Origin of the sequence: Aeromonas sp. SrichE-2G, assembly GCF_017939565.1 — a bacterium.
GTDB classification, from domain to species: Bacteria; Pseudomonadota; Gammaproteobacteria; order Enterobacterales; family Aeromonadaceae; genus Aeromonas; species Aeromonas taiwanensis.
This window is the reverse complement of sequence record NZ_JAGKRG010000053.1, coordinates 1-19819: the sequence shown is the minus strand read 5'-3', so window position 1 is coordinate 19819 and position 19819 is coordinate 1. Positions and strand designations below refer to the sequence as shown.

The 19819-nt window shown below is 47.6% G+C and carries 14 protein-coding genes and 4 pseudogenes; 8 read left to right on the top strand and 10 right to left on the bottom strand.

Going from position 1 to position 19819, the window contains the following annotated elements:
- Positions 1-292: 292 nt before the first annotated feature.
- The 3 genes and pseudogenes from J9885_RS16465 to J9885_RS16455 all read right to left on the bottom strand — a co-directional run bounded on the left by J9885_RS16465 (position 293) and on the right by J9885_RS16455 (position 2005).
- On the bottom strand, positions 293-1321 hold the full coding sequence (locus J9885_RS16465; RefSeq protein WP_163157521.1) for an IS110 family transposase: 1029 nt from the start codon (positions 1319-1321) through the stop codon (positions 293-295).
- Positions 1322-1407: 86 nt separating this feature from the next.
- Positions 1408-1569: pseudogene (locus J9885_RS16460) on the bottom strand (transposase); the annotation flags it as partial.
- 196 nt (positions 1570-1765) lie between these two features.
- Positions 1766-2005, bottom strand: a complete 240-nt coding sequence (locus J9885_RS16455) for a hypothetical protein (protein WP_042878959.1) — start codon at positions 2003-2005, stop codon at positions 1766-1768.
- A 110-nt stretch (positions 2006-2115) separates the two neighbouring features.
- On the opposite strand from J9885_RS16455, the gene J9885_RS16450 reads away from it, so the two are divergent.
- The gene (locus tag J9885_RS16450; protein WP_081043428.1) at positions 2116-2343 is read left to right on the top strand and encodes a helix-turn-helix transcriptional regulator; all 228 of its coding nucleotides are present in this window, start codon (positions 2116-2118) and stop codon (positions 2341-2343) included.
- Positions 2344-3562: 1219 nt separating this feature from the next.
- Here J9885_RS16450 and J9885_RS19995 read toward each other — a convergent pair.
- Positions 3563-3688 (bottom strand): annotated as a pseudogene (locus J9885_RS19995) (IS30 family transposase); the annotation flags it as partial.
- Between the two features lie 956 nt (positions 3689-4644).
- On the opposite strand from J9885_RS19995, the gene J9885_RS16445 reads away from it, so the two are divergent.
- The 3 genes and pseudogenes from J9885_RS16445 to J9885_RS16435 all read left to right on the top strand — a co-directional run.
- Positions 4645-6129: a relaxase/mobilization nuclease domain-containing protein gene (locus J9885_RS16445; protein ID WP_210550087.1), complete on the top strand. Its 1485-nt coding sequence runs from the start codon at positions 4645-4647 to the stop codon at positions 6127-6129.
- 29 nt (positions 6130-6158) lie between these two features.
- Positions 6159-6851 carry a hypothetical protein gene (locus tag J9885_RS16440; RefSeq protein ID WP_210550086.1) on the top strand — a complete coding sequence of 231 codons (693 nt, stop codon included), beginning with the start codon at positions 6159-6161 and terminating at the stop codon, positions 6849-6851.
- Positions 6852-7189: 338 nt separating this feature from the next.
- Positions 7190-7342, top strand: a pseudogene (locus tag J9885_RS16435) (IS630 family transposase); the annotation flags it as partial.
- A 319-nt stretch (positions 7343-7661) separates the two neighbouring features.
- Here the strand turns inward: J9885_RS16435 and J9885_RS16430 are convergent.
- From J9885_RS16430 to vapB, 5 genes are all read right to left on the bottom strand, one after another.
- Positions 7662-8912, bottom strand: a complete 1251-nt coding sequence (locus J9885_RS16430; RefSeq protein ID WP_210550085.1) for a GIY-YIG nuclease family protein — start codon at positions 8910-8912, stop codon at positions 7662-7664.
- 1 nt (position 8913) lies between these two features.
- Positions 8914-10932: a helicase-related protein gene (locus tag J9885_RS16425; RefSeq protein ID WP_210550084.1), complete on the bottom strand. Its 2019-nt coding sequence runs from the start codon at positions 10930-10932 to the stop codon at positions 8914-8916.
- Between the two features lie 56 nt (positions 10933-10988).
- Positions 10989-13679 (bottom strand): DNA methyltransferase, encoded by a 2691-nt coding sequence (locus J9885_RS16420; protein ID WP_210550083.1) that lies wholly within the window; start codon positions 13677-13679, stop codon positions 10989-10991.
- 243 nt (positions 13680-13922) lie between these two features.
- Complete coding sequence (locus tag J9885_RS16415; protein ID WP_246876996.1) at positions 13923-14903, bottom strand: IS5 family transposase; 981 nt, start codon at positions 14901-14903, stop codon at positions 13923-13925.
- A gap of 554 nt (positions 14904-15457) precedes the next feature.
- Positions 15458-15640 carry a type II toxin-antitoxin system VapB family antitoxin gene (vapB, locus tag J9885_RS16410; RefSeq protein ID WP_246877014.1) on the bottom strand — a complete coding sequence of 61 codons (183 nt, stop codon included), beginning with the start codon at positions 15638-15640 and terminating at the stop codon, positions 15458-15460.
- 176 nt (positions 15641-15816) lie between these two features.
- On the opposite strand from vapB, the gene umuD reads away from it, so the two are divergent.
- The gene (umuD, locus tag J9885_RS16405; RefSeq protein WP_010676201.1) at positions 15817-16239 is read left to right on the top strand and encodes a translesion error-prone DNA polymerase V autoproteolytic subunit; all 423 of its coding nucleotides are present in this window, start codon (positions 15817-15819) and stop codon (positions 16237-16239) included.
- A 3-nt stretch (positions 16240-16242) separates the two neighbouring features.
- Entirely contained in the window at positions 16243-17514 is a 1272-nt protein-coding gene (gene umuC, locus J9885_RS16400; RefSeq protein WP_210550081.1) for a translesion error-prone DNA polymerase V subunit UmuC, read from the top strand.
- Here umuC and J9885_RS16395 read toward each other — a convergent pair.
- Positions 17497-17793, bottom strand: coding sequence for a hypothetical protein (locus J9885_RS16395; protein ID WP_197930939.1), 297 nt, complete (start codon positions 17791-17793; stop codon positions 17497-17499). The two genes, umuC and J9885_RS16395, sit on opposite strands and share 18 nt — an antisense overlap.
- A 178-nt stretch (positions 17794-17971) precedes the next feature.
- On the opposite strand from J9885_RS16395, the gene J9885_RS16390 reads away from it, so the two are divergent.
- Together J9885_RS16390 and J9885_RS16385 are read left to right on the top strand one after the other, a co-directional pair.
- Positions 17972-18922: an IS1595-like element ISKpn3 family transposase gene (locus J9885_RS16390; RefSeq protein WP_005342491.1), complete on the top strand. Its 951-nt coding sequence runs from the start codon at positions 17972-17974 to the stop codon at positions 18920-18922.
- A 5-nt stretch (positions 18923-18927) separates the two neighbouring features.
- Positions 18928-19113, top strand: a pseudogene (locus J9885_RS16385) (IS5/IS1182 family transposase); the annotation flags it as partial.
- Between the last annotated feature and the right edge of the window lie 706 nt (positions 19114-19819).

Here is a 19819-nt window from a genome sequence, read left to right as displayed (position 1 = left end):
TGCCAAGCCCTCAATCAATGAAAGTGAGTCAGGTTGAGATTGCAGCCATAGATCCGGATTTCACCGAGGCAACAGCCTCTATCCCTGATGGAATTCGCTGACTGGCTCCTCTATCAGCTAAACGCACTTATTAGTGCCCTGTGTCTGTCGGGTTTTGCCAGTCACGGTCTGACCTGCCTCGCCATCACGTCATGATCGCCCGTGCAATCGGTGGTACTTTCTAACGCTGGTTGTTAACTCGATACTTTGTCACGCTTGCTATGAAACACCGTTCCTGTGCTAGCTATTGCGCTCAGGCCGCTACTGCGTGATCAGCATCGTACTCGCGCTCATGGGCAAGTAATGCCCAGATGATGCGTGCATTCTTGTTGGCCAGAGCCACTACCGTTACATTATGGTTACGTCGCTCCATGACCCCCGCAAGCCAGCTTCCTGCGTACTCTGTCTTACGCTCAGCGACCCGGAGCACGGAGCGGGCCCCGTGGATCAGCAGTGTGCGTAGATAGATGTCACCGCGTTTGCTTATCCCCAACAGGGTCTGCTTGCCGCCGCTGGAATGTTGCTTGGGTACCAAGCCCAGCCAGGCTGCTAGCTGGCGGCCATTTTCGAACTGCTTTGCATCGCCGATAGACGCTACCAGTGCACTGGCCGTGAGAGGACCAATACCCGGCATCTTAGCCAGCTTCTGGCTTGCCGAGTTTTTTTTGTGCCAACACCAGATCTGCTCTTCCAGTTCATTCACCTGCTTGGCGAGCTCTTTGAGGTGCTCCCCTAAACGCTCAATTAATTGACGAAACGTTCCGGGTAGGTTGTTCTCTGCATCCTCCAGGAGCTCGGGCAATCGTAGGCTAATGTGTGTAATACCTTTAGGGACAATGATGCCATGTTCAGCCAGCAGGCCCCTGATTTGATTAGCTTGTGCCGTTCTGGCTTTGACGAACCCTTGCCTTGCGCGATGTAGCGCCAACACGGCTAACTGCTCGCCATTTTTTATTGGCACAAACCGCATATTGGGTCGGGTGACGGCTTCGCAGATAGCTTCTGCATCCGCAGCATCGTTCTTGTTGGTCTTCACATAGGGCTTAACGAACTGCGGCGCCATCAGTTTGACGGTATGCCCCATTCCTTGCAGTTTATTGGCCCAGTAATGGGCACTGCCGCATGCCTCCATGCCGATCAGGCTAGGAGGAAGATTGGTAAAGAATGAGAGCATCTGATCCCGCTTCAACTGTCGCTTGAGGACCGTCTTGCCATGTTGATCAACGCCATGTAATTGGAAGAGATGTTTTGCCAGATCAATGCCGATAGTCGTAGCCTTCATGGTGGTCGCCTCTCTCATCAGTGGGAACTTACATTCGCCACTTTGGCAATCAGATGCCGTTTTGGGGAGGGGCGACCATCCCATTAGCTATAGTCCGGCGCGCACAGCGGTAAGTTCATCAACTCGGACAAGGAGTCGAGTAGCCCCTGAGTTGCGCGAAGCGTGAGGCTGAAAATCCCTTTGGGCATCAGGAAAGTAGGGATAGTTTGGTCGGTGTAGAGCTGGCTGCGTCCCCGTCGTCAGTGATGGGGTGAAGCGATGCGCCCATGATGCAGAGTTGAAGAGGGATGGTAGTGATCAGATCACAGAGCCCTAAGTTAGTTCCATTCAATCTGCATCAATTTGGGCAACAACTCCGACTGGCTGGAATGCCAGACATGACTAATGATGGCCCTCTGAGATGCGGCTCCATATGAGTGTAAACATCTCATATCAGAGACTTGTTCACTTCCTTAGCTCCTGAGGTATCGGCCAATTTTTCTTAAAATCCATAAACTCAGCAACAAACGAACCCATCACACTCTTAACAAATTCATCATATATGGATTGATTGATAGTGACATGTAAGAGTGAATCCACTCTCAGCGAATCTCCTACTGCGGCTAGGAAATCCGCATTGTGAAAAATTAATGTCACTGTGCCACTTTTTTGATCCTGGCTCAGGATGATCTGTTGATTGGACATTATCCACCCTCAAATGATGCTTATATGCCGTGTCATTATACAAGTGTACTGATGGCCGTGTACAGTGCGCCGTATAACGTAGACCATAGATCCTCTAGTGAGGAGATAAAATGGATTCTGACGAGTTTGAGCTGGCGATGCTCGCAACTGCATTCGGTAAAAATGTACGAGAACTGCGGTCTGCACGAGGTATGCAACAGGAAAAACTAGCGCTAATTGCTGGTATAGACCGTGGTCATATGGGAAAAATCGAACGTGGGGAGACTAGGGTAACCTTGGAGAAAGTTTATCTGATCGCCAAAGCCCTTGGGGTCTCGCCTGCATCATTGCTGCCATAGCCATAGCCATAGCATGGCTGTTGCTCTTACCCAATGGCCCGCCCTGGATTTGCAATAAACTCGAACACGTCAAACACCTCACCTTATCACTGCATACAAACCGCCCTGAGCTGGTTTGGTACAGTTTCAGCTCTATACAGATCCATACGAAACCACACTCGTTGTCATCAGACGCATCAGGGAGATGCGTCACATTCGGCCAGAAGTTTGCCCACAAACGCTACATCCGGTGCTCCGTCGACCCTCACAGAGTAGTGATGATACTAGGCAGTCCTCTCATGAGGCCTGTAGGGAAAGGAGACCTTATTTAGGAAATCGTCGGTGTCACAACTCACAAACGCATCGCCCAGACAGCCGATTAGGAAGCCAGCAGGTATCTCAATCCTCTCGTTGTGACTACAACAAAACCGTTGAAAACAACAACCCTGTGCCTGGGAGATATTCTGAAAAAATCGCTGATACCGATATTGATGTACTGTAAGCATTTCACGATACTTATAATGCAAATGCCTGCGGGCATTGATGTACTGATCACTCCGTTGTCAGCTGACAATCGCCATCGCTGGACAGGACGAGTTCCATCTCACGCTACCGATAATCCATCTGCCAGAAAGCACCGAGCCGAAGATCGGCCAGCAGCCAGGATTTCATTTCACGATACCGATAATGGGGTCGCCAGCGACTACTGAGGTGCAGATCACCCCGTTGTCAGCTGACAATCGCTGCCAGCCAGTAGCCTAGTTTCCATTTCACGATACCGATAATGCGGTTTCCAGCGGCTACTGATGCGCAGATCACCCCATTGTCAGCTGACAATCGCTGCCAACCAGCAGCTTGGTTTCCATTTCTCGATACCGATAATGCGGTTTTCAGCGGCTACTGAGGCGCAGATCACCTCGTTGTCAGCTGACAATCGCTGCCAACCAGCAGCTTGGTTTCCATTTCTCGATACCGATAATGCGGTTTTCAGCGGCTACTGAGGCGCAGATCACCTCGTTGTCAGCTGACAATCGCTGCCAGCCAGCAGCTTGGTTTCCATTTCACGATACTTATAATGCAGATGACTGCGGGCACTGATGTACTGATCACTCCGTTGTCAGCTGACAACAATCGCCATCGCTGGACAAGCCGAGTTCCATTTCACGCTACCGATAATCCATCTGCCAGAAAGCACCGAGCCGAAGATCGGCCAGCAGCCAAGCTGATAGCTATCTTAGCAGGCGTTACGCCGCAGTTCCCGATAGACAGTGGAACGATAACACCAATGGAGTGAGCCATGGCGGCAACGGATATCCTTTGCCGATATCTGGTATCGTTGCCCTTCAGTCACCTGCTGATAACTCATGGTGATACTGCTTCTACTTTGGCGAGCTGAAGCGTACCACCGTCAGCAGTTGACTACCTCTCACCGCTTAACCATGAGTGTCGCACTTATTATCTGAATTCCCGGGCTGCCTTGAAAAAATGCCTGAGGGTGGTAGAAATACCCGCTATCAGATCAAAATTTCTCTGTAACCGTTTTCGCCATCCTTACCGATAAAATCAATTTAAAAATGACCATTTATTACGTTCAAAAAATGAGTGATCACGCCACTGACATAGCTATCATCAAAACTAAAATTACGAACCTAGAAATTTACTCAAAAATAACTTTTCAAAAATCAATAATATTTTCATTGGAAGGGTTGATATCATTTTTATAATTTGCAATAATTAAAACAAGATTATTGATTTAGACTTTTCCTTGTAGCTTAACATCAATATTTATGACAGATTACACTTAAATTATTATGTTCTTGATAATTTTCCTTACCAGCTATATTTAGGTGGCTACTTATCTGGTCTTATTGTTCACAGATAGGCACAAAAACACTAATAACAACTATCAGAAGGTGTTTATGATAAAAAGGCAAAAATGGGGTAGACCCCCAAAAATAGACTCAGACAAACGCACCCTGCGAGTTCGAGTTTCGTTTACAGCGGACGAATATCAGAAATTAAAGGCACGATGCCATGCATCCGGGGTAGCTAAAATTAGCGAACTCGTTCGTGCAATTGCGCTCAACGAGAAAAAAATAGACTCGAAGCCAGCTATCCGTCATGTAGAATTGATCCATTGGTTAGCTCAGCTAAATAGGCTGGCGGCAGATATCAACGAATTCATTTTGGAGTGTAGACTCCATTTACATTCTGATGAGGTCAAAAATAATCACTCCAAAAATGTTTTGATCCTCCAGAAAATCCAATCCGTCTATAAATTACTGATAAATGTTTCAGGCGTAGCACATGCGGAGGGCAAACATGATCGGTGAGGTTTTTGATCTGACGCCAGGTTTTTCTGGGAGACTAAATTATATATTCAGGAGTTCTCCATTCAAAAATCCTAACAACAAAAAGAAAGACCATAAAAAACAGACCCCAACACAGATAAATTATCTTGGCGGAAATGTATTCAGCTACCCAGAGTTGGCGCTCACTGAAAGCGGTAAAAATTATAATGTCAGTGGGCTGCTCACAGAACTAGAGCAGCAGGCGAATTTGTATTTGGGTTCTGGAGAAATGAAATGTGCGCATTATTCAATTTCGTTACCTGCTGGTGATAGCCTCAGCCCATATCACTGGTTCATGTCAGCTCGAATTTTCATGGATCGGATGGGATATGGAAATGACACGAAATGGACCTCTGTAATACACAATGACGCTCATTGCCAACATATCCATATCGTTGCATGTCGCGTAAAACTAGATCGCACTCTAGTCAATACCTACAACGATTATGACCGTTGCATACAGGCGGTACGAGATATAGAAAAAATTCTTGGCCTCGTTAAACAAAAAAATCCTAATGAAAACTGGGGAATTGAATATTCTATCACAGACATGAAAACCGGCTCTGGTAGAGGAACGTTGTCAGCCCAGCAAGATCCAAAAAATCTTATAAGATCTGTTTTAGATAGAGTGTTTGAATGTAGACCGAGAACCATCTCTGGACTCGTAAAAAAGTTGCGGGGCTATAATGTGATGGTTGCCGTGCGTAGAAAAAATGGTGTCCCAACAGGCATTATGTACAGTGTTGATGGACTGATATGGATTTCAGGAACGCATGTTAAACGCCGCCGTGCGGCCTGGGGCAGGCTATTAGAACAGGGTATTACTTACTCACCAACTAGAGATGATAAAATTTTAGAGTTACGTACTCACAATTTAGAGGAACAAAAAATAATAACTGAACTTCAAAAATACAATAAAATTTCACCAGAGCCAAATTTACATTTAAAACAAACCATCCCTATAGCATCAGAGGTTAGTTTAAATGAAAGAAAACATAACCAAAAATCACTAACATCTAAATGTGACACATATATAGAAAATTTCATAGCACTGGTTCGCTGTACTCAAAAGCAATATAAGAAAATTATAGGTAGGGTTAAGTCATACATATACAGGGATAAACGATTTAACGCTCATAACCTGCTACAACTTAATTTTTCATGTGAATGGAAAGAAAAACCTTCCGATTCAGTGATTGAGGAGTTCTTAGCCGCGATAACGGCTGCATTAAAACGTATATTCAAGAATGGTTTTGAGTCAGTTAATCACGGATTGGAACCAAACCTACCCGATGGGTACGTTATGGATACAGAGGCGCAGGCACCAAACATCGTTGTGATTACATCATCCAATCAGGAGGAGTTAGTCACGTCAATTCACAACGCTAACAAATGGATTGATGATTGGACTGGAAGAACCATCCCAAATGGCATTGAGTTATTAAAGATAAAATAATTAAAACAATAAATTATGAGGTTAGTAATATGGCAATAGCAAGATTGAATTCAAACTTAAAAACAATCACATTCAGTACAACAATCAGCATTCAAGAAAATTTAGAACTCAAGGACGGAACCATTAGGTCAATATATAAATCCAAACATGAGCACCTTGGCACTGTTGATATAGATTCTGATTACTCACTCATTTCAAGTCTAACACAGGATGAAGTGATAAAATTTACCGAATGGGCTAAACAGCAACAAAATGACGTTAAAAATTCCTATCTCGCGAATCATGCCAGAGGTTTTTTGGGTGGTTACCCCGTTATAAAAAGATCAGTTTCCGATGATAAAAAGTATCGCGATGAATTTGGGTTTATTCAAAATAGACGTATAGGTGAGTTCATAGGCGTTATCGCTGATCCGATAAAAATAAATCACCTCCCCTCGAAATCAGATAAGGATAATTCATTAAATTTCCACCTTATACGTAAGGATGGGACACTGGTCGACATGCTAAGTCCGTTGTGTGATGAAATTATCAGATCTCACAAAAAAACAAAATTAAACATTGAGGAGGCTAAGAGTATTTTCCAGGGATTGAAACCCATTACCTACCTGATAACTGAGGTTATTGGATTTAAACAATCCGACCTAGAAAAAAAACTACCGCCTAGTTACAGAGCAAAAACTATATCATTGTTAAAAAATAAAACTAACGGTAAGTTTGGATAGTAAATACGGCGTTGTTTCCCAAATCAATGCGCCTTGAATGGAACTAACTGAGAACTTGGTGATCTGATCACCACCATCCTCTTCAAGTCTGCATCATGGGCACATCGCTTCACCCCATCACCAACTGGCCTCAATACAACAAGTCATTGATTAACCCGACATTCCGCACCTGATTTAGGAATAAATTTGCCGATAGCGCTCACCCAATACCTCCAAAATGATCTGCTGGTCTCCTGTTAGCTCCGTTACTTGTGGCGGAGCTTCTCCCAGTCGATATTCATGGATGCCACCAAAGCGCAAAAAGATCCAACGGGCCGTCGGCTGCTGGGTCGGTTTCTAATCACATAGAACGGCTGTGGCACAAGTTGCATGAAACCATCACGCGCAATCATCAATGCAGAGGGATGGCCAACCTGCTGGCTCGAGTGAAACACTTCATGGATACCGTGTCTCCTTTCCCGGGGAATGGCTATGGCACAGCAAAGGTGTAGCACTATTAGGATCAGTTATTTAGTGACAAGAACGATCTTTGAGGCGATTTATTGTAACTGGTGTGGATGCACCACAGTGGTGCAAAACTCAAAAATTATAGCTCGATTCGCGATTGAGTCATAGGTAGGCAATATGTCGGAGCATTCCTCGCTCTGCGAGAACGCGACCATTTTCAATTAAAGGGCGAGGGAATAGTATGTTTATCATCCCCTCACCCTTCAAGTACAAGCATCCCTAATAAACTGCTCGTTTTACTGCTGCGAAAAATCTCTTAGAACAAATGGTTGAAAAGATGCATTCGCATCGTGGTCATATAACCTACTGCTTCGCAACAATCTTGCCAGTGGTGTTATCTAACCGATACTGAGAGATAGAGCCATCAACGATGTACTGAATTACATCCATAGCTGTCTCTATAGGAACACAAAACCACTCCTTCGGTGTATACACCTGCCCACCGAGCCCCTTTAGTTTTACATTGAGACGTCGTGAGGCAAGAAAACCATGAACTAAAGCCTCCAGCTTTTGCGCATTGAGATTGAAACAGTGGTTGATGGCAACTATTTGAACCGGAGCCTCCAGAAATGTACTGTCCAGCTCTGCATTTTTGATCCGCTCTTCCACCGACGTTTCAGTGAACCCAATCTTGTAGAGATTCGGCTTATATGGAATGAGAGCAGGATCTGTACTCAGTGTTTTGAGGATATAAACAACCCCGGTCGACACTGTATCCAAAGATGGCAGCAATGATTGCCCATTGAGCTGAGCTTTTCGACCTTCGTTATCTCGAACCAAACCATGGGTCAATGACTGATAGAGCATGTGCATCTCAGTGCCATTTTCAAACACCAGATAAAGCCTGGCATTGTACCCGCTATATTGCTCGAGGCGCTCCCCCACACTATCCACATAACCGAGCAATCCATTAAGTATGAAGAAATCACCAGCAGTAATTTTCAGCTTGTGCGTGAACCGCTCTAGACGAAAAGACCCCGACTTCAGGCCGTCATGAAAGGCAGTAAATAATGGGGCAAAGCGGGGGAAATCATGACATGGCCGACGCTGAGCAATCTCATCCGGTTGTTCTTTTTTCTCACTAGAGACATGCCTTAAGTTGAATATATCTGGCTCATCAAAGTCGAGTAAACCATCATCGTCATCGGCAAAAATATCAGCAAGCGAAGTCACTAATTCAGACTTGCTTATGCACGTTTCAGGCTCAACCGCAGTAGCTAAATAACTCTGTTCTAGAGCTGTTTCGCCTCGGTTTAACAGACCGAATTTATCATGCGCCTGCAAATGATCGCACTGGGCGGGATTTGCCAAAATCCCCTTAAGTCGTCTTGCCAGCAGCTTCTCCTCGAGCTGCGCACCACTTCCCTCATCCGGTAACCGGCCATGTAGCTCATAGAATGCAGTGATTTCAGCAAACTGTGCGCTGGCGAGATCGATGGGAGCCGCTTTGGCTTTCAACGGTTGAACATCCAGCAACCCCAGGTCATCCTCTTCACCGAGGATATCTCCCAGGCTCGATTTAGTGGCGAGCCTGGCTGTCGATAAGCGGATCATTTTAACGTCCCTGTGCTGCCATCTGTTGTTGCTTCATCTTGCGCACAAAGGCTAACGCTTCCGCATAGCGCACCTCAATTGGGTCACTTGCATTCAGCGATGGTTCACGCCCATGCTCACGGGTAAACAGCTTGATCTTTGGCCAGAGGATCACCGCCTCTTCTTCAGAAACCTGTGATTTGGTTGCACTTACCGCCTGCTGGATTGTCTTCAGCATGGCTGCGGTGACCTGCTTGGACAGGATCTCATAAGCACCGTGGAACGGATTAACTGTATCGATCAGGTCAATATCCAGATTGTCGATGCATAGGAACTTCTCACCCATTTTCAAAAACTGTTTACCCGCCACACCACTTCCAGTGCTGCCATCCTGATGACCTGCTTCACTACCAAAATCGACGTCCGCACCTTCTGGCAAGTCTTTGCCATCAATCAAGCCTCCCTGTTGGTTGATCAATATGGTTTGCAGCAATCCTTGCCGTACCTGTTCCTGCTCTTCCTCGCTCAGTTCCGGGTAGAGGGTCTGGAGCACTTGAGGCAGCGCCACCTGTGTCACGGCTTCAATTGGCGTGGTATCTGTGATCGCCTCTTTCACCACCTGCTCTTTGGTTAAAAGCGCAGCCATCAACTCATTCCTGTCACCGTTCAAAATGTCCAATACCTTCTGAGAAACGGGTGTGGCCGTAGTGTCATCGATAATCAGGGTATTAGGCGGCAGTGGGGTGCCATCCCATTGCGAACGGGGCTTGAACTGAATGCTGGGAGCGAGGATTTGCTCCATCAACAGTGAAGTGGTGATTGCTTTGAGCATATTGTTTACAGATGCCCGAACATCCTCATCTTGCGCATCAGGTTGGGCGATCAGATTGGTAAACTGGGCATGCCTCTTGCCTTTGCAATCACGGGTAGCACGACCAATGATCTGCACAATCTCGGTCAGTGAGCTGCGATAACCAATGGTCAACACATGCTCGCAGTAAGGCCAGTCAAACCCCTCCTTGGCCATTCCCAAGGCAATGATGATGTCCATATCATCGGCCTGTTTGATATCTCGTAAATAGGCCTGAACCTTTGGGCGTTCAGTGGCATTGTCATCTACCAAGTTGGCCACTTTCAACATCCGCCCATCTTTGGCAGTGATATGCAAAATGCCCGATTCCGGGTCACGCATGGCAACCTCACCCAACACGTCAAGAATGGCATCTACCTCACCGTGCTTGTCCTTGGTCGATTCACCTGAATTGACGTTAGGGATATGGATGATGGTTTTCTTGCTGGCATCAAGCACATCAGGCAAAGCATCGATATAACGCCCCTGATAAAAGTGGTAACCGATGCCAAGGGATTTCAGGTACTGGTAGCCATTGAGTTGTTCGTAGTAGGTATAAGTGACCTTGGTAAACTTGGCCTCATCCTCTGCGAGCAGGATCGGAACTGTATCTCCTCGGAAATAAGACCCCGTCATCGCGACAATATGGGCGCTCGACTTATTCATCAGATCATCGATCAGGCTCCCCAATCGGTTATCACCATCTGCGGACACATGGTGAAACTCATCGATGGCCACAACACAGTCATTGAAGACGGCCACTGGTAACTTATCAAACGCAAACCGCAGAGTGGCATGGGTGCAAACCAAGATCCGATCATCACCACTCATAAAGCGCTGAAAAGCGTTGACCTTTCCGCTGTCACTACCATCCACACAGAGATTGTTTTCCGGGCTTACCACCCAATCGGCAAAAAAACCATGTTCGGTTAACTGCGTATTCTGGAAAGATCCACCGATGGACTTTTCAGGCACAGCTACTATCACCTTGCGCAGCCCCTGACGCTCTAACTTGTCGAGCCCCAGAAACATCAAAGCACGAGACTTACCGCAAGCAGGCGGTGCCTTAATCAACAAATATTGGCTATTACGCTCGGCAAACGCACGCGCCTGCATCTCGCGCATCCCCATTTCATTTAAGCTGGCACTCTGGCCTGTCTGGCCATACTCGACATGCAACAAATTGTTCATCGTGAATCCTTCCGAATAATGGTGACACAACGCAGGCTCAATGCCTGCGCGATTGATCAATGTGCGACGAGAGCCTCGTAACGAGCCAGCAGGCAGCTTAAACGCTCTGCTGCATCCTTGAATGGGCGCTCGCGGTAAAGGCGATCAACCGCTCTGTCAAGCGCCTGATGAGCAGCCAACAATGCAGCAGGCATTTTGTTGGGATCATAGAGCTCTGCCAAGGTACGCCCAAGGAACTCTGCTCGAGTCAGCAGGACCTCTTCAGCTAAACGCTCTATTTCTTGGCGTTGGGCATCCGTGACTTCCGGCCAGGGGAATGGATTGTAAACAACCGATGCAGAGTAGCGATAATCACTTTTTAAACGCCCAGCAACCAAGCGCATCCAATCGTTGTGCAACAGTGAGGAGAGGATTCCAAATTCGTACAGAGTGCCATTCGGTATTATGTAGTTAAGGTTTGTAGAAATCACATCGGCATTGAAAAAACCAAGTGGAACATAGGTTCTACGCTCAGAAGACACGCTAGGTACAAGGATGTAATTATCTGGGTTATTTAAGTCCCGGAACTGATGTGGTCGCTCAGCAAGCTTCTGAGTCCCCTTATCACGACTTCGTTTGCGCGTCTCTGCGACCATTCTTACTCGGCTTGCAACGGTGGGCATGGAGTTTATCTCATCCTCAGTTGCCGTTTTAAGCCATAAACACCATCGTTCTTTACCATTAAGAAATTCGTCTGCCCCCAGTAATTTCTTAATCCACTTTTGTGCTTCAGACTCATTATTTAATAAGAGCTCTAGCTCAGGACGGTTTAGCAATAGGTGGCCGCCATCGTTTGGCATATTACCAAATAATAAAGGGGGGACGTTTTTCACTAATGGCTTACTTGGTGTTCCGACAATAACATTGTCCCCTGCGATAAGATAAGGATTTATATTTTTGACTTTTTGGCAATGCCATTCACCATCTAATTGTTGATAAAGCCGCTTTGTGACGGAATGAGATGACAACCCAACAATAACAACATGAACTGCTGCTTTGTCGCGAGCATTGTTTGCCCACACAAATGTAGGGTATGCGATATGTATGTTAAGTCCAAGTGAAAGCAGTGCAGGCCAAAGCGCTGATACTTGCTCACCTTGGCAAATAGAGTTCGTTGCTACTAATGCTAGTTCAGCCTTAGAATGTTGAATGTATTGCGCACCTTTCCAAAACCAGCAGGTGACATAATCCAGCTTGTTAGTGGTTTTAATATTAGAAAAAACGTGCTGTAAATCTATTTTTTGAGTTTCGTCTCTTCCTGCATGTCCCAAAAATGGGGGATTTCCGATAATATAAACCTCATCCTCCTTTCTTTTAGGACATACTTGGTTCCAATCCAACCGCAAGCTGTTACCACTGTGAATATTACCGCTTTCACGCAAAGGGAGTGCCGGGGGAGCAAAACCAAACTCCTGCTGCCACAGGCTGTTAAGCTGGTGCTCGGCCAGCCACAGCGACAGCCGGGCAATCTCACATGCAAAATCGTCGATCTCAATACCATAAAATTGTGATAGATGTAGCCCACTCATAGCAAAACCTTGCGGGTCAACTTCTTTCAACGCCTTGATTACCGCCATCTCAATCTTACGAAGTTCCTTATAGGCAACGATTAAGAAGTTACCCGAGCCGCAGGCTGGATCGAAAACCTTGATTTGGCCCATCCGCACCAATAACGCTTGCAGCCCTACAGCACGTTTGCTTGCTGCGACCTGAAGCTGTTTATCAAGCTCAGCCTGCAACGAATCAAGAAACAGCGGTCGAATCACCTTCATGATATTGCTGTAAGAGGTATAGTGCTGGCCAAGACGACTGCGCTGTTCTACGTCGATGACGGCCTGGAACATACTGCCGAAGATGTCAGGATTGATCTCGCTCCAATCCATGGTGCCGCATTCAAGCAGGATCCGGCGGCCTTTCTTACCCAGTTCCGGGATGGGTTGATCAGATGAAAACAGTCCGCCATTGACGTAGGGGAATGCCGTCAGATGCACAGGTAAATTTTGCCGCTTAGCACTGCCTGGTTCGCTATTGAGCACCGTGAACAATTGATCGAGGAAGAAGTCCAGATCGCGACCATCTTCCCCTGTGTAGCTCTGGATGGCAGAAGTAAACTGCCCTTTGGCAAAAATGCCGGTATCTTCGGCAAATAGGCAAAACAGCAAGCGAGTCAAAAAGACGTTCAGAGCGTGGATGTCAGCAGGCTGGCTAAGGTCATTTTGAGTGCGAATCAGGTCAAACAGCTTGCCCATTTTCTCGGCAGCTTTGACATCGGCCGGGTTTTCGCTTCTCATGATGGCTTTTTCCAGTCCGACCAGTGGCAGGAAGAAACCATAGTTGCTGTGCAGCTCCTCAAGCTCAATATCGAGCAACTCTTTGCTTAAAGTATCCCACGCCAGAAACCGGATAAAATCTGTGACCAACACAAATCGGATCTTGTGTTTAGCAATAGCAGGATCGCTTAAGCGAGCATCCAACAAGGCATTCAGGTCTGCTCTCTCTACTGTTGGCTGGAAGTAAAGCTTGTTCTTGAGCGCAACATGACCTGCTTCTTTTGCTAAATTTCTCGGGTCATCGCCATTGCGAATTCGTGAGACAGTGGCTTTGGGGAAACCGAACACTGTCAGAAAGCTGTATATAAATTCATCGACATCTAGCTCTTGAGTCAGTTGTTCGAGCTGTTCGAAAATTTTCGCCTGATTGACGGCCATTAGTGGTCCTAAGATGTTTGTTGATTATTTTTTGCCTAACCCTGACACTTCATCAATCACGTACAAAGTTGCCTTGAGTAAGCCACTTATACTCTAGAGAAGGTGCGAATAAGCGGGGAAATTCTTCTCGGCTGACTCAGTCATTTCATTTCTTCATGTTTGAGCCGATTTTTTCTCCCGTAAATGCCTTGAATCAGCCTATTTAGACCGTTTCTTCGCCATTTAAGGCGTTATTCCCAGTTTTTAGTGAGATCTCTCCCACTGACGTATCATCTGGTCCACCCGAAACAGGTTGGCCAGGGTGAATAACATCGCCAGTTGGTTATCGTTTTTCTGTAGCCCCTTGTATCTGGCTTTCACGAAGCCGAACTGCCGCTTGATGATGCGAAACGGGTGCTCCACTTTGGCCCGGATGCGGGCTTTCATGTATTCGATGGTGATGGCCGTTTTGTTCTTGCGTGGATGCTGTTTCAAGGTTTTTACCTTGCCGGGGCGCTCGGCGATCAGCCAGTCCACATCCACCTCGGCCAGCTCCTCGCGCTGTGGCGCCCCTTGGTAGCCGGCATCGGCTGAGACAAATTGCTCCTCTCCATGCAGCAGATTACCCAGCTGATTGAGGTCATGCTCGTTGGCCGCGGTGGTGACCAGGCTGTGGGTCAGGCCACTCTTGGCATCGACACCAATGTGGGCCTTCATGCCAAAGTGCCACTGATTGCCTTTCTTGGTCTGATGCATCTCCGGATCGCGTTGCTGCTGTTTGTTCTTGGTCGAGCTGGGTGCCTCAATAATGGTGGCATCGACCAAGGTGCCTTGGGTCATCATGACGCCTGCTTCGGCCAGCCAGCGATTGATGGTCTTGAACAATTGACGGGCCAGTTGATGCTGCTCCAGCAGGTGGCGGAAATTCATGATGGTGGTGCGGTCCGGCAAGGCGCTATCCAGGGATAACCGGGCAAACAGACGCATGGAGGCGATTTCGTACAGAGCATCTTCCATCGCGCCATCGCTCAGGTTGTACCAATGCTGCATGCAGTGAATGCGTAGCATGGTTTCCAGCGGATAAGGTCGCCGGCCACTACCAACCTTGGGGTAAAACGGCTCGATGACTTCCACCATGTTTTGCCATGGCAGAATCTGCTCCATGCAGGACAAGAAAATCTCTTTTCTGGTCTGACGGCGCTTACTGCTGAATTCACTGTCGGCGAAGGTAAGTTGATGACTCATGATGAACCCTGTTCCATGGCTCCAGATGACAAACATGATCTCATATCAGGGACTTGTTCGCACCTTCCCTAACTGGATCAGATGCACCACGCCAGTGGTGCAACATTGAAAATTGCTATCGAGCTATCCTGTCTACCTGGGAGAGCCAGCGCCGAAAGATCTATGGACAATCCTCGCTATGCGAGAATGATGTAGCCACATCGTTACCTGTTAGGTGAGAGGGGTGCGCTTTATCTATATATATAAAAACAATCCCTCTCAGCTGTGCACCTCAGCTCTAGTGCCACCAAAACACCTTCAACGAATGGTCCAATGGAAACCACGGGTAGATAACTGGATCACATGCACCACGACCAGTGGTGCAACCTAGAAAAAATGGCTACTGAGCTATCCTGCCTGGGGGGCGAGTACCGACAGATCTATGAACAATCCTCGCTACGCGAGAATGATAGCCATAGCTATTCACCTTTTCAGGTGAGAGGGATACGCTTTATCTATATATATAAAAACAATCCCTCTCAGCTACGCAACTCAGTTACCCTGCTGGACCAACCTCAGAGTTTCTCTCGCTCCTGGGCGGTTGGCTGCTCACGTTCGGCCATGAAGTCGGCGGTCATACCAGGCTCATCAAACCACCTATCCCAGGACTCACCTACAGGTGTGATTATGCGAGTACGACCAACCACGACGATCTCAACATGCGTGACCTCATCTGGCAGGGCCACTGCCTCGGGCAGGTATACCCCCTAGCCACGACCACACCTAAAAACTGTTGATTCCATCACGCGTCCTATGAACACAGTACCATGTGAACCGAACATAGCTAATGGGTGCGGTATGTCAACTGACACCGGATGCACACGTTATGCAATACGGCTATACTGTATATAAAAACAGTAACCAGTGAGCCACCATGTTCGCCATCCCACATCCAACCCCGGACGCTCTAGAGCTGCCGCTTTTTCTGTCCCCTGTGGTTTGCGGCTTTCCTAGCCCAGCACAGGACTATATTGAGCAAACCATAGATCTGAACCAGATCTGTATTGAGCATCCCGCTGCCACCTTCTATGTCAGGGCCAGTGGCCACAGCATGGTGGAAAAGGGCATCAATGACGGGGATCTTTTGATCGTAGATAGGGCGCTCAAGGCCCGCCACGGCGCTATCGTTCTAGCCTGCCTTGATGGAGAATTCACTGTCAAACAGCTGCAAGAACGCCCGTTCCCTGCCCTGCTACCCGCCAATCCGGATTTCCAACCCATCCATCTATTGGACGGGCAGGAACTAGAAATTTTTGGCGTCGTAACCTATGTGCTCCACAAGACCAAACTGGGGTAAACCATGCCCAACGCCATTGCCCTCGTCGATGTGAACAACTTCTATGCGTCCTGCGAGCGCCTGTTTAGGCCAGACCTCAAGGGGCGCCCGATCGTGGTGCTATCGAACAACGACGGCTGCGTTGTGGCTCGCTCGGCAGAAGCCAAGGCGCTTGGCATCAAGATGGGTGTTCCCTACTTCCAGATCCGTCAGTTCTTCGAGGCCGTAGGCGGTGTTTGGTTCTCGAGCAACTACGCCCTCTATGGTGATATGTCACAGCGCGTAATGACCACGCTGGAAGGCATGGTGCCAACTGTCGAGGTGTACAGTGTTGATGAGGCGTTTGTTGAACTGAACGAATCATGGGCGGGAGACCTAACAGCATATGGTCGTCAGATCCGTGAACGAATACAGCAATGGACTGGACTCACAGTCGGCGTCGGGATCGGGCCAACCAAAACACTCGCCAAGCTGGCAAACTACGCCGCAAAGAAGTGGCCTGCGACTGGTGGAGTGGTTGATTTGCGTGATGAGGCACGTCGTGCGCGTTTGATGGCTATCACTCCGGTCGGGGAAATATGGGGAATAGGTAGAAAACTGACCACCAGGCTCGAAGCGCACGGGATCAATAGTGTGGCGGACCTAGTCGCTGTCGATGGTAAAAACCTACGGCATCGTTATGGGGTCGTTGTTGAGCGAACCGTGCTAGAGCTACGCGGCTATCCATGCGCCAGCCTGGAGCAGGACACACAAGCCAAACAGCAGATCATCTGCTCCCGATCATTCGGTGAACGGATCACACACATGAATTCCATGCATCAAGCCCTCGCAGGATATATGGAACGTGCAGCTGAAAAACTCCGGGCAGAGGGAATGTGCTGTCGCCATGTCACCCTATTCATTCGTACCAGCCCCTTCAATGACAAAGAGCCCTACTACGGCAACCAAGTGAGCACCACGCTGGCTGTGCCTACCAACGATACCAGGGAGCTGCTGGGAGTGATCCACTCACTGCTCTCTCATATCTGGCGGGATGGGCACCGCTACCAAAAAGGGGGCGTGATGCTAGCCGACTTCACTCCTATCGGCAGCCAGCAGGGAGATTTGTTCGACCATCATCAACATAAGCCCCGCAGTCAGGACCTAATGCAGATGATCGACCGAATCAACCAGGGACGATTAGGAAAAATTCATTTTGGATCTTGTGGGAGAGACAACAGTGATTGGATTATGAGGCGTGAAAAACTCAGTCCCCGCTATACCACGGCATTAGACGAATTACCCATTGCAAAGTGACAACCCGGATTTGCACTCAGCAAGGCGCTCTTGCGCCATCATCAATTCGCAACCGGTGATTCGGTCAACGCCTTTCACGTCACGCATTGGTGGTTTAATCTCATGTCCGTTGAGCATTCCAGTTAGCATCCACTGCCGCAGTTGGCCCAATGAGAGCCCCAATTGCCTGGCAGCATCCAGCATTCGCCATGGCAGCTTAAATTGCAGATCGTCGGACACAGGGTCAGAGTTACCTGCCTGCAATTTTAACAAAGCCCGGTGAGCAAGGGTCTCTGCCATTGATCCAAACCGCGCTTCGCTATGGGACTTTCTGCCCTAAGTAGCTTGCCTGCCACAGGCCACGAGATGGTTGAACTGTAACGCTACCGGAACTAAATGGTTTCCTGATTACCCATGATTAGCAGTCAGTTACCACGAACTATACTGATCTTACGTACAGTTATCGAGGTGCGAGATCATGGCCAAAAGCAAAATCCAATTCCAGAAAGGCTACAGCCTGTTTGAGTTTCTCAAGGACTATGGCACTGAGGCTCAGTGCGAAAACGCGCTGTTCACTTGGCGTTTTCCTAACGGCTTTGTCTGCCCTGAATGTGCCAACAAGACCTGTTGTCGCCTGAGAAGGCGGCCACGTGTGTGGCAATGCAATCACTGCCGTCACCAGATGTCATTGACTGGAAACACGATTTTCGCAAACACCAAGCTCCCACTGACCAAGTGGTTTCTGGCAATGCACCTGTTGTCACAAACCAAAACAGGCTTGTCAGCGATGGAGCTAAAGCGCCAGTTGGGCGTCAAATATGACACCGCCTGGATGCTCAAGCACAAGCTGCTGCAAGCCATGAAAGAGTCCGATGACAAGCAGCCCATCAGCGGCATCATTCAGCTCGATGATGTCTACTGGGGTGGCGAGCGCCGTGGTGGCAAACGGGGTCGGGGCGCGGCAGGCAAGACGCCGTTTGTGGCAGCAGTGGCCCTGAACAAGGAAGGACATCCAATCAAGATGCGGATGACGGTGGTCGATGGTTTCAAAACCAAGTCCGTTGCTGATTGGGCAAAACGGCATATTGCCAGTGGTAGCGCGGTGATATCCGATGGATTGGCCTGTTTCAAAGCGGTCAAGGAGGCCAATTGTGAGCACCTGGGTGTTGTCACCGGGGGCAACCTGGACTGGCTGGATCATCCGGCATTCAACTGGGTAAACACGATGATAGGAAATGTGAAAAACTCGCTGCGGGGCAGTTGCCATACGCTCGGAGCGAAGCATTTACCAAGGCATCTTGCGGAATACTGCTTCCGGTTTAATCATCGTTTTGACCTCAAGAGCATGTTGGTTGAATTGGGGCATGCAGTCGTGGCAAGCCCTCCGATGCCATATCGGCTCTTGAAGCTGGCTGAGGGTCATGGGTAATCAGGTACATGAAAGCCAGCATCCGGGCCAAGGTGGACCACCCATTTCGCATCATCAAGCGACAGTTCGGCTTCGTGAAAGCCAGATACAAGGGGTTGCTGAAAAACGATAACCAACTGGCGATGTTATTCACGCTGGCCAACCTGTTTCGGGCGGACCAAATGATACGTCAGTGGGAGAGATCTCACTAAAAACTGGGAATAAAGCCTTAAATGGCGAAGAAACGGTCTAAATAGGCTGATTCAAGGCATTTACGGGAGAAAAAATCGGCTCAAACATGAAGAAATGAAATGACTGAGTCAGCCGAGAAGAATTTCCCCGCTTATTCGCACCTTCCCTAGCAAAAACACCTTTTAAATTTTCCGCCCTACAGGGCGAATATAACCACATCTTAACTGAGGTTACATTTCTGTTTTCTGTTTCTGTTTCTGTTTCTGTTTCTGTTTCTGTTTCTGTTTCTGTTTTCTGTTTTCTGTTTTCTGTTTTCTGTTTTCTGTTTTCTGTTTTCTGTTTTCTGTTTTCTGTTTTCTGTTTTCTGTTTTCTGTTTTCTGTTTTCTGTTTTCTGTTTTCTGTTTTCTGTTTTCTGTTTTCTGTTTATATAAATCTAATTTATTACTGAGTGATGGAGCATTGATATCTTAAGCTAAGTTAAGGAACTTTAATTTATCAGTGCTCTTTAAATTTCATTTATTTAAAAAAATAGCTTATGGGGGGGTAGTAAAACTGGTTTCTCTTCGCTGCGCAGCAGCGGAATGTTGAAATGGAAAAAATTAATTTATAGCTCTCATAATTAGTAAATGGACAGTTTTCCGAATTTTTCAAGTGGGGGGATGTGAAAAAGTTTGAAAATAATTCTGTTTGGTGGAAATTTGGCCAATCTGGATGGTTTTATTCTC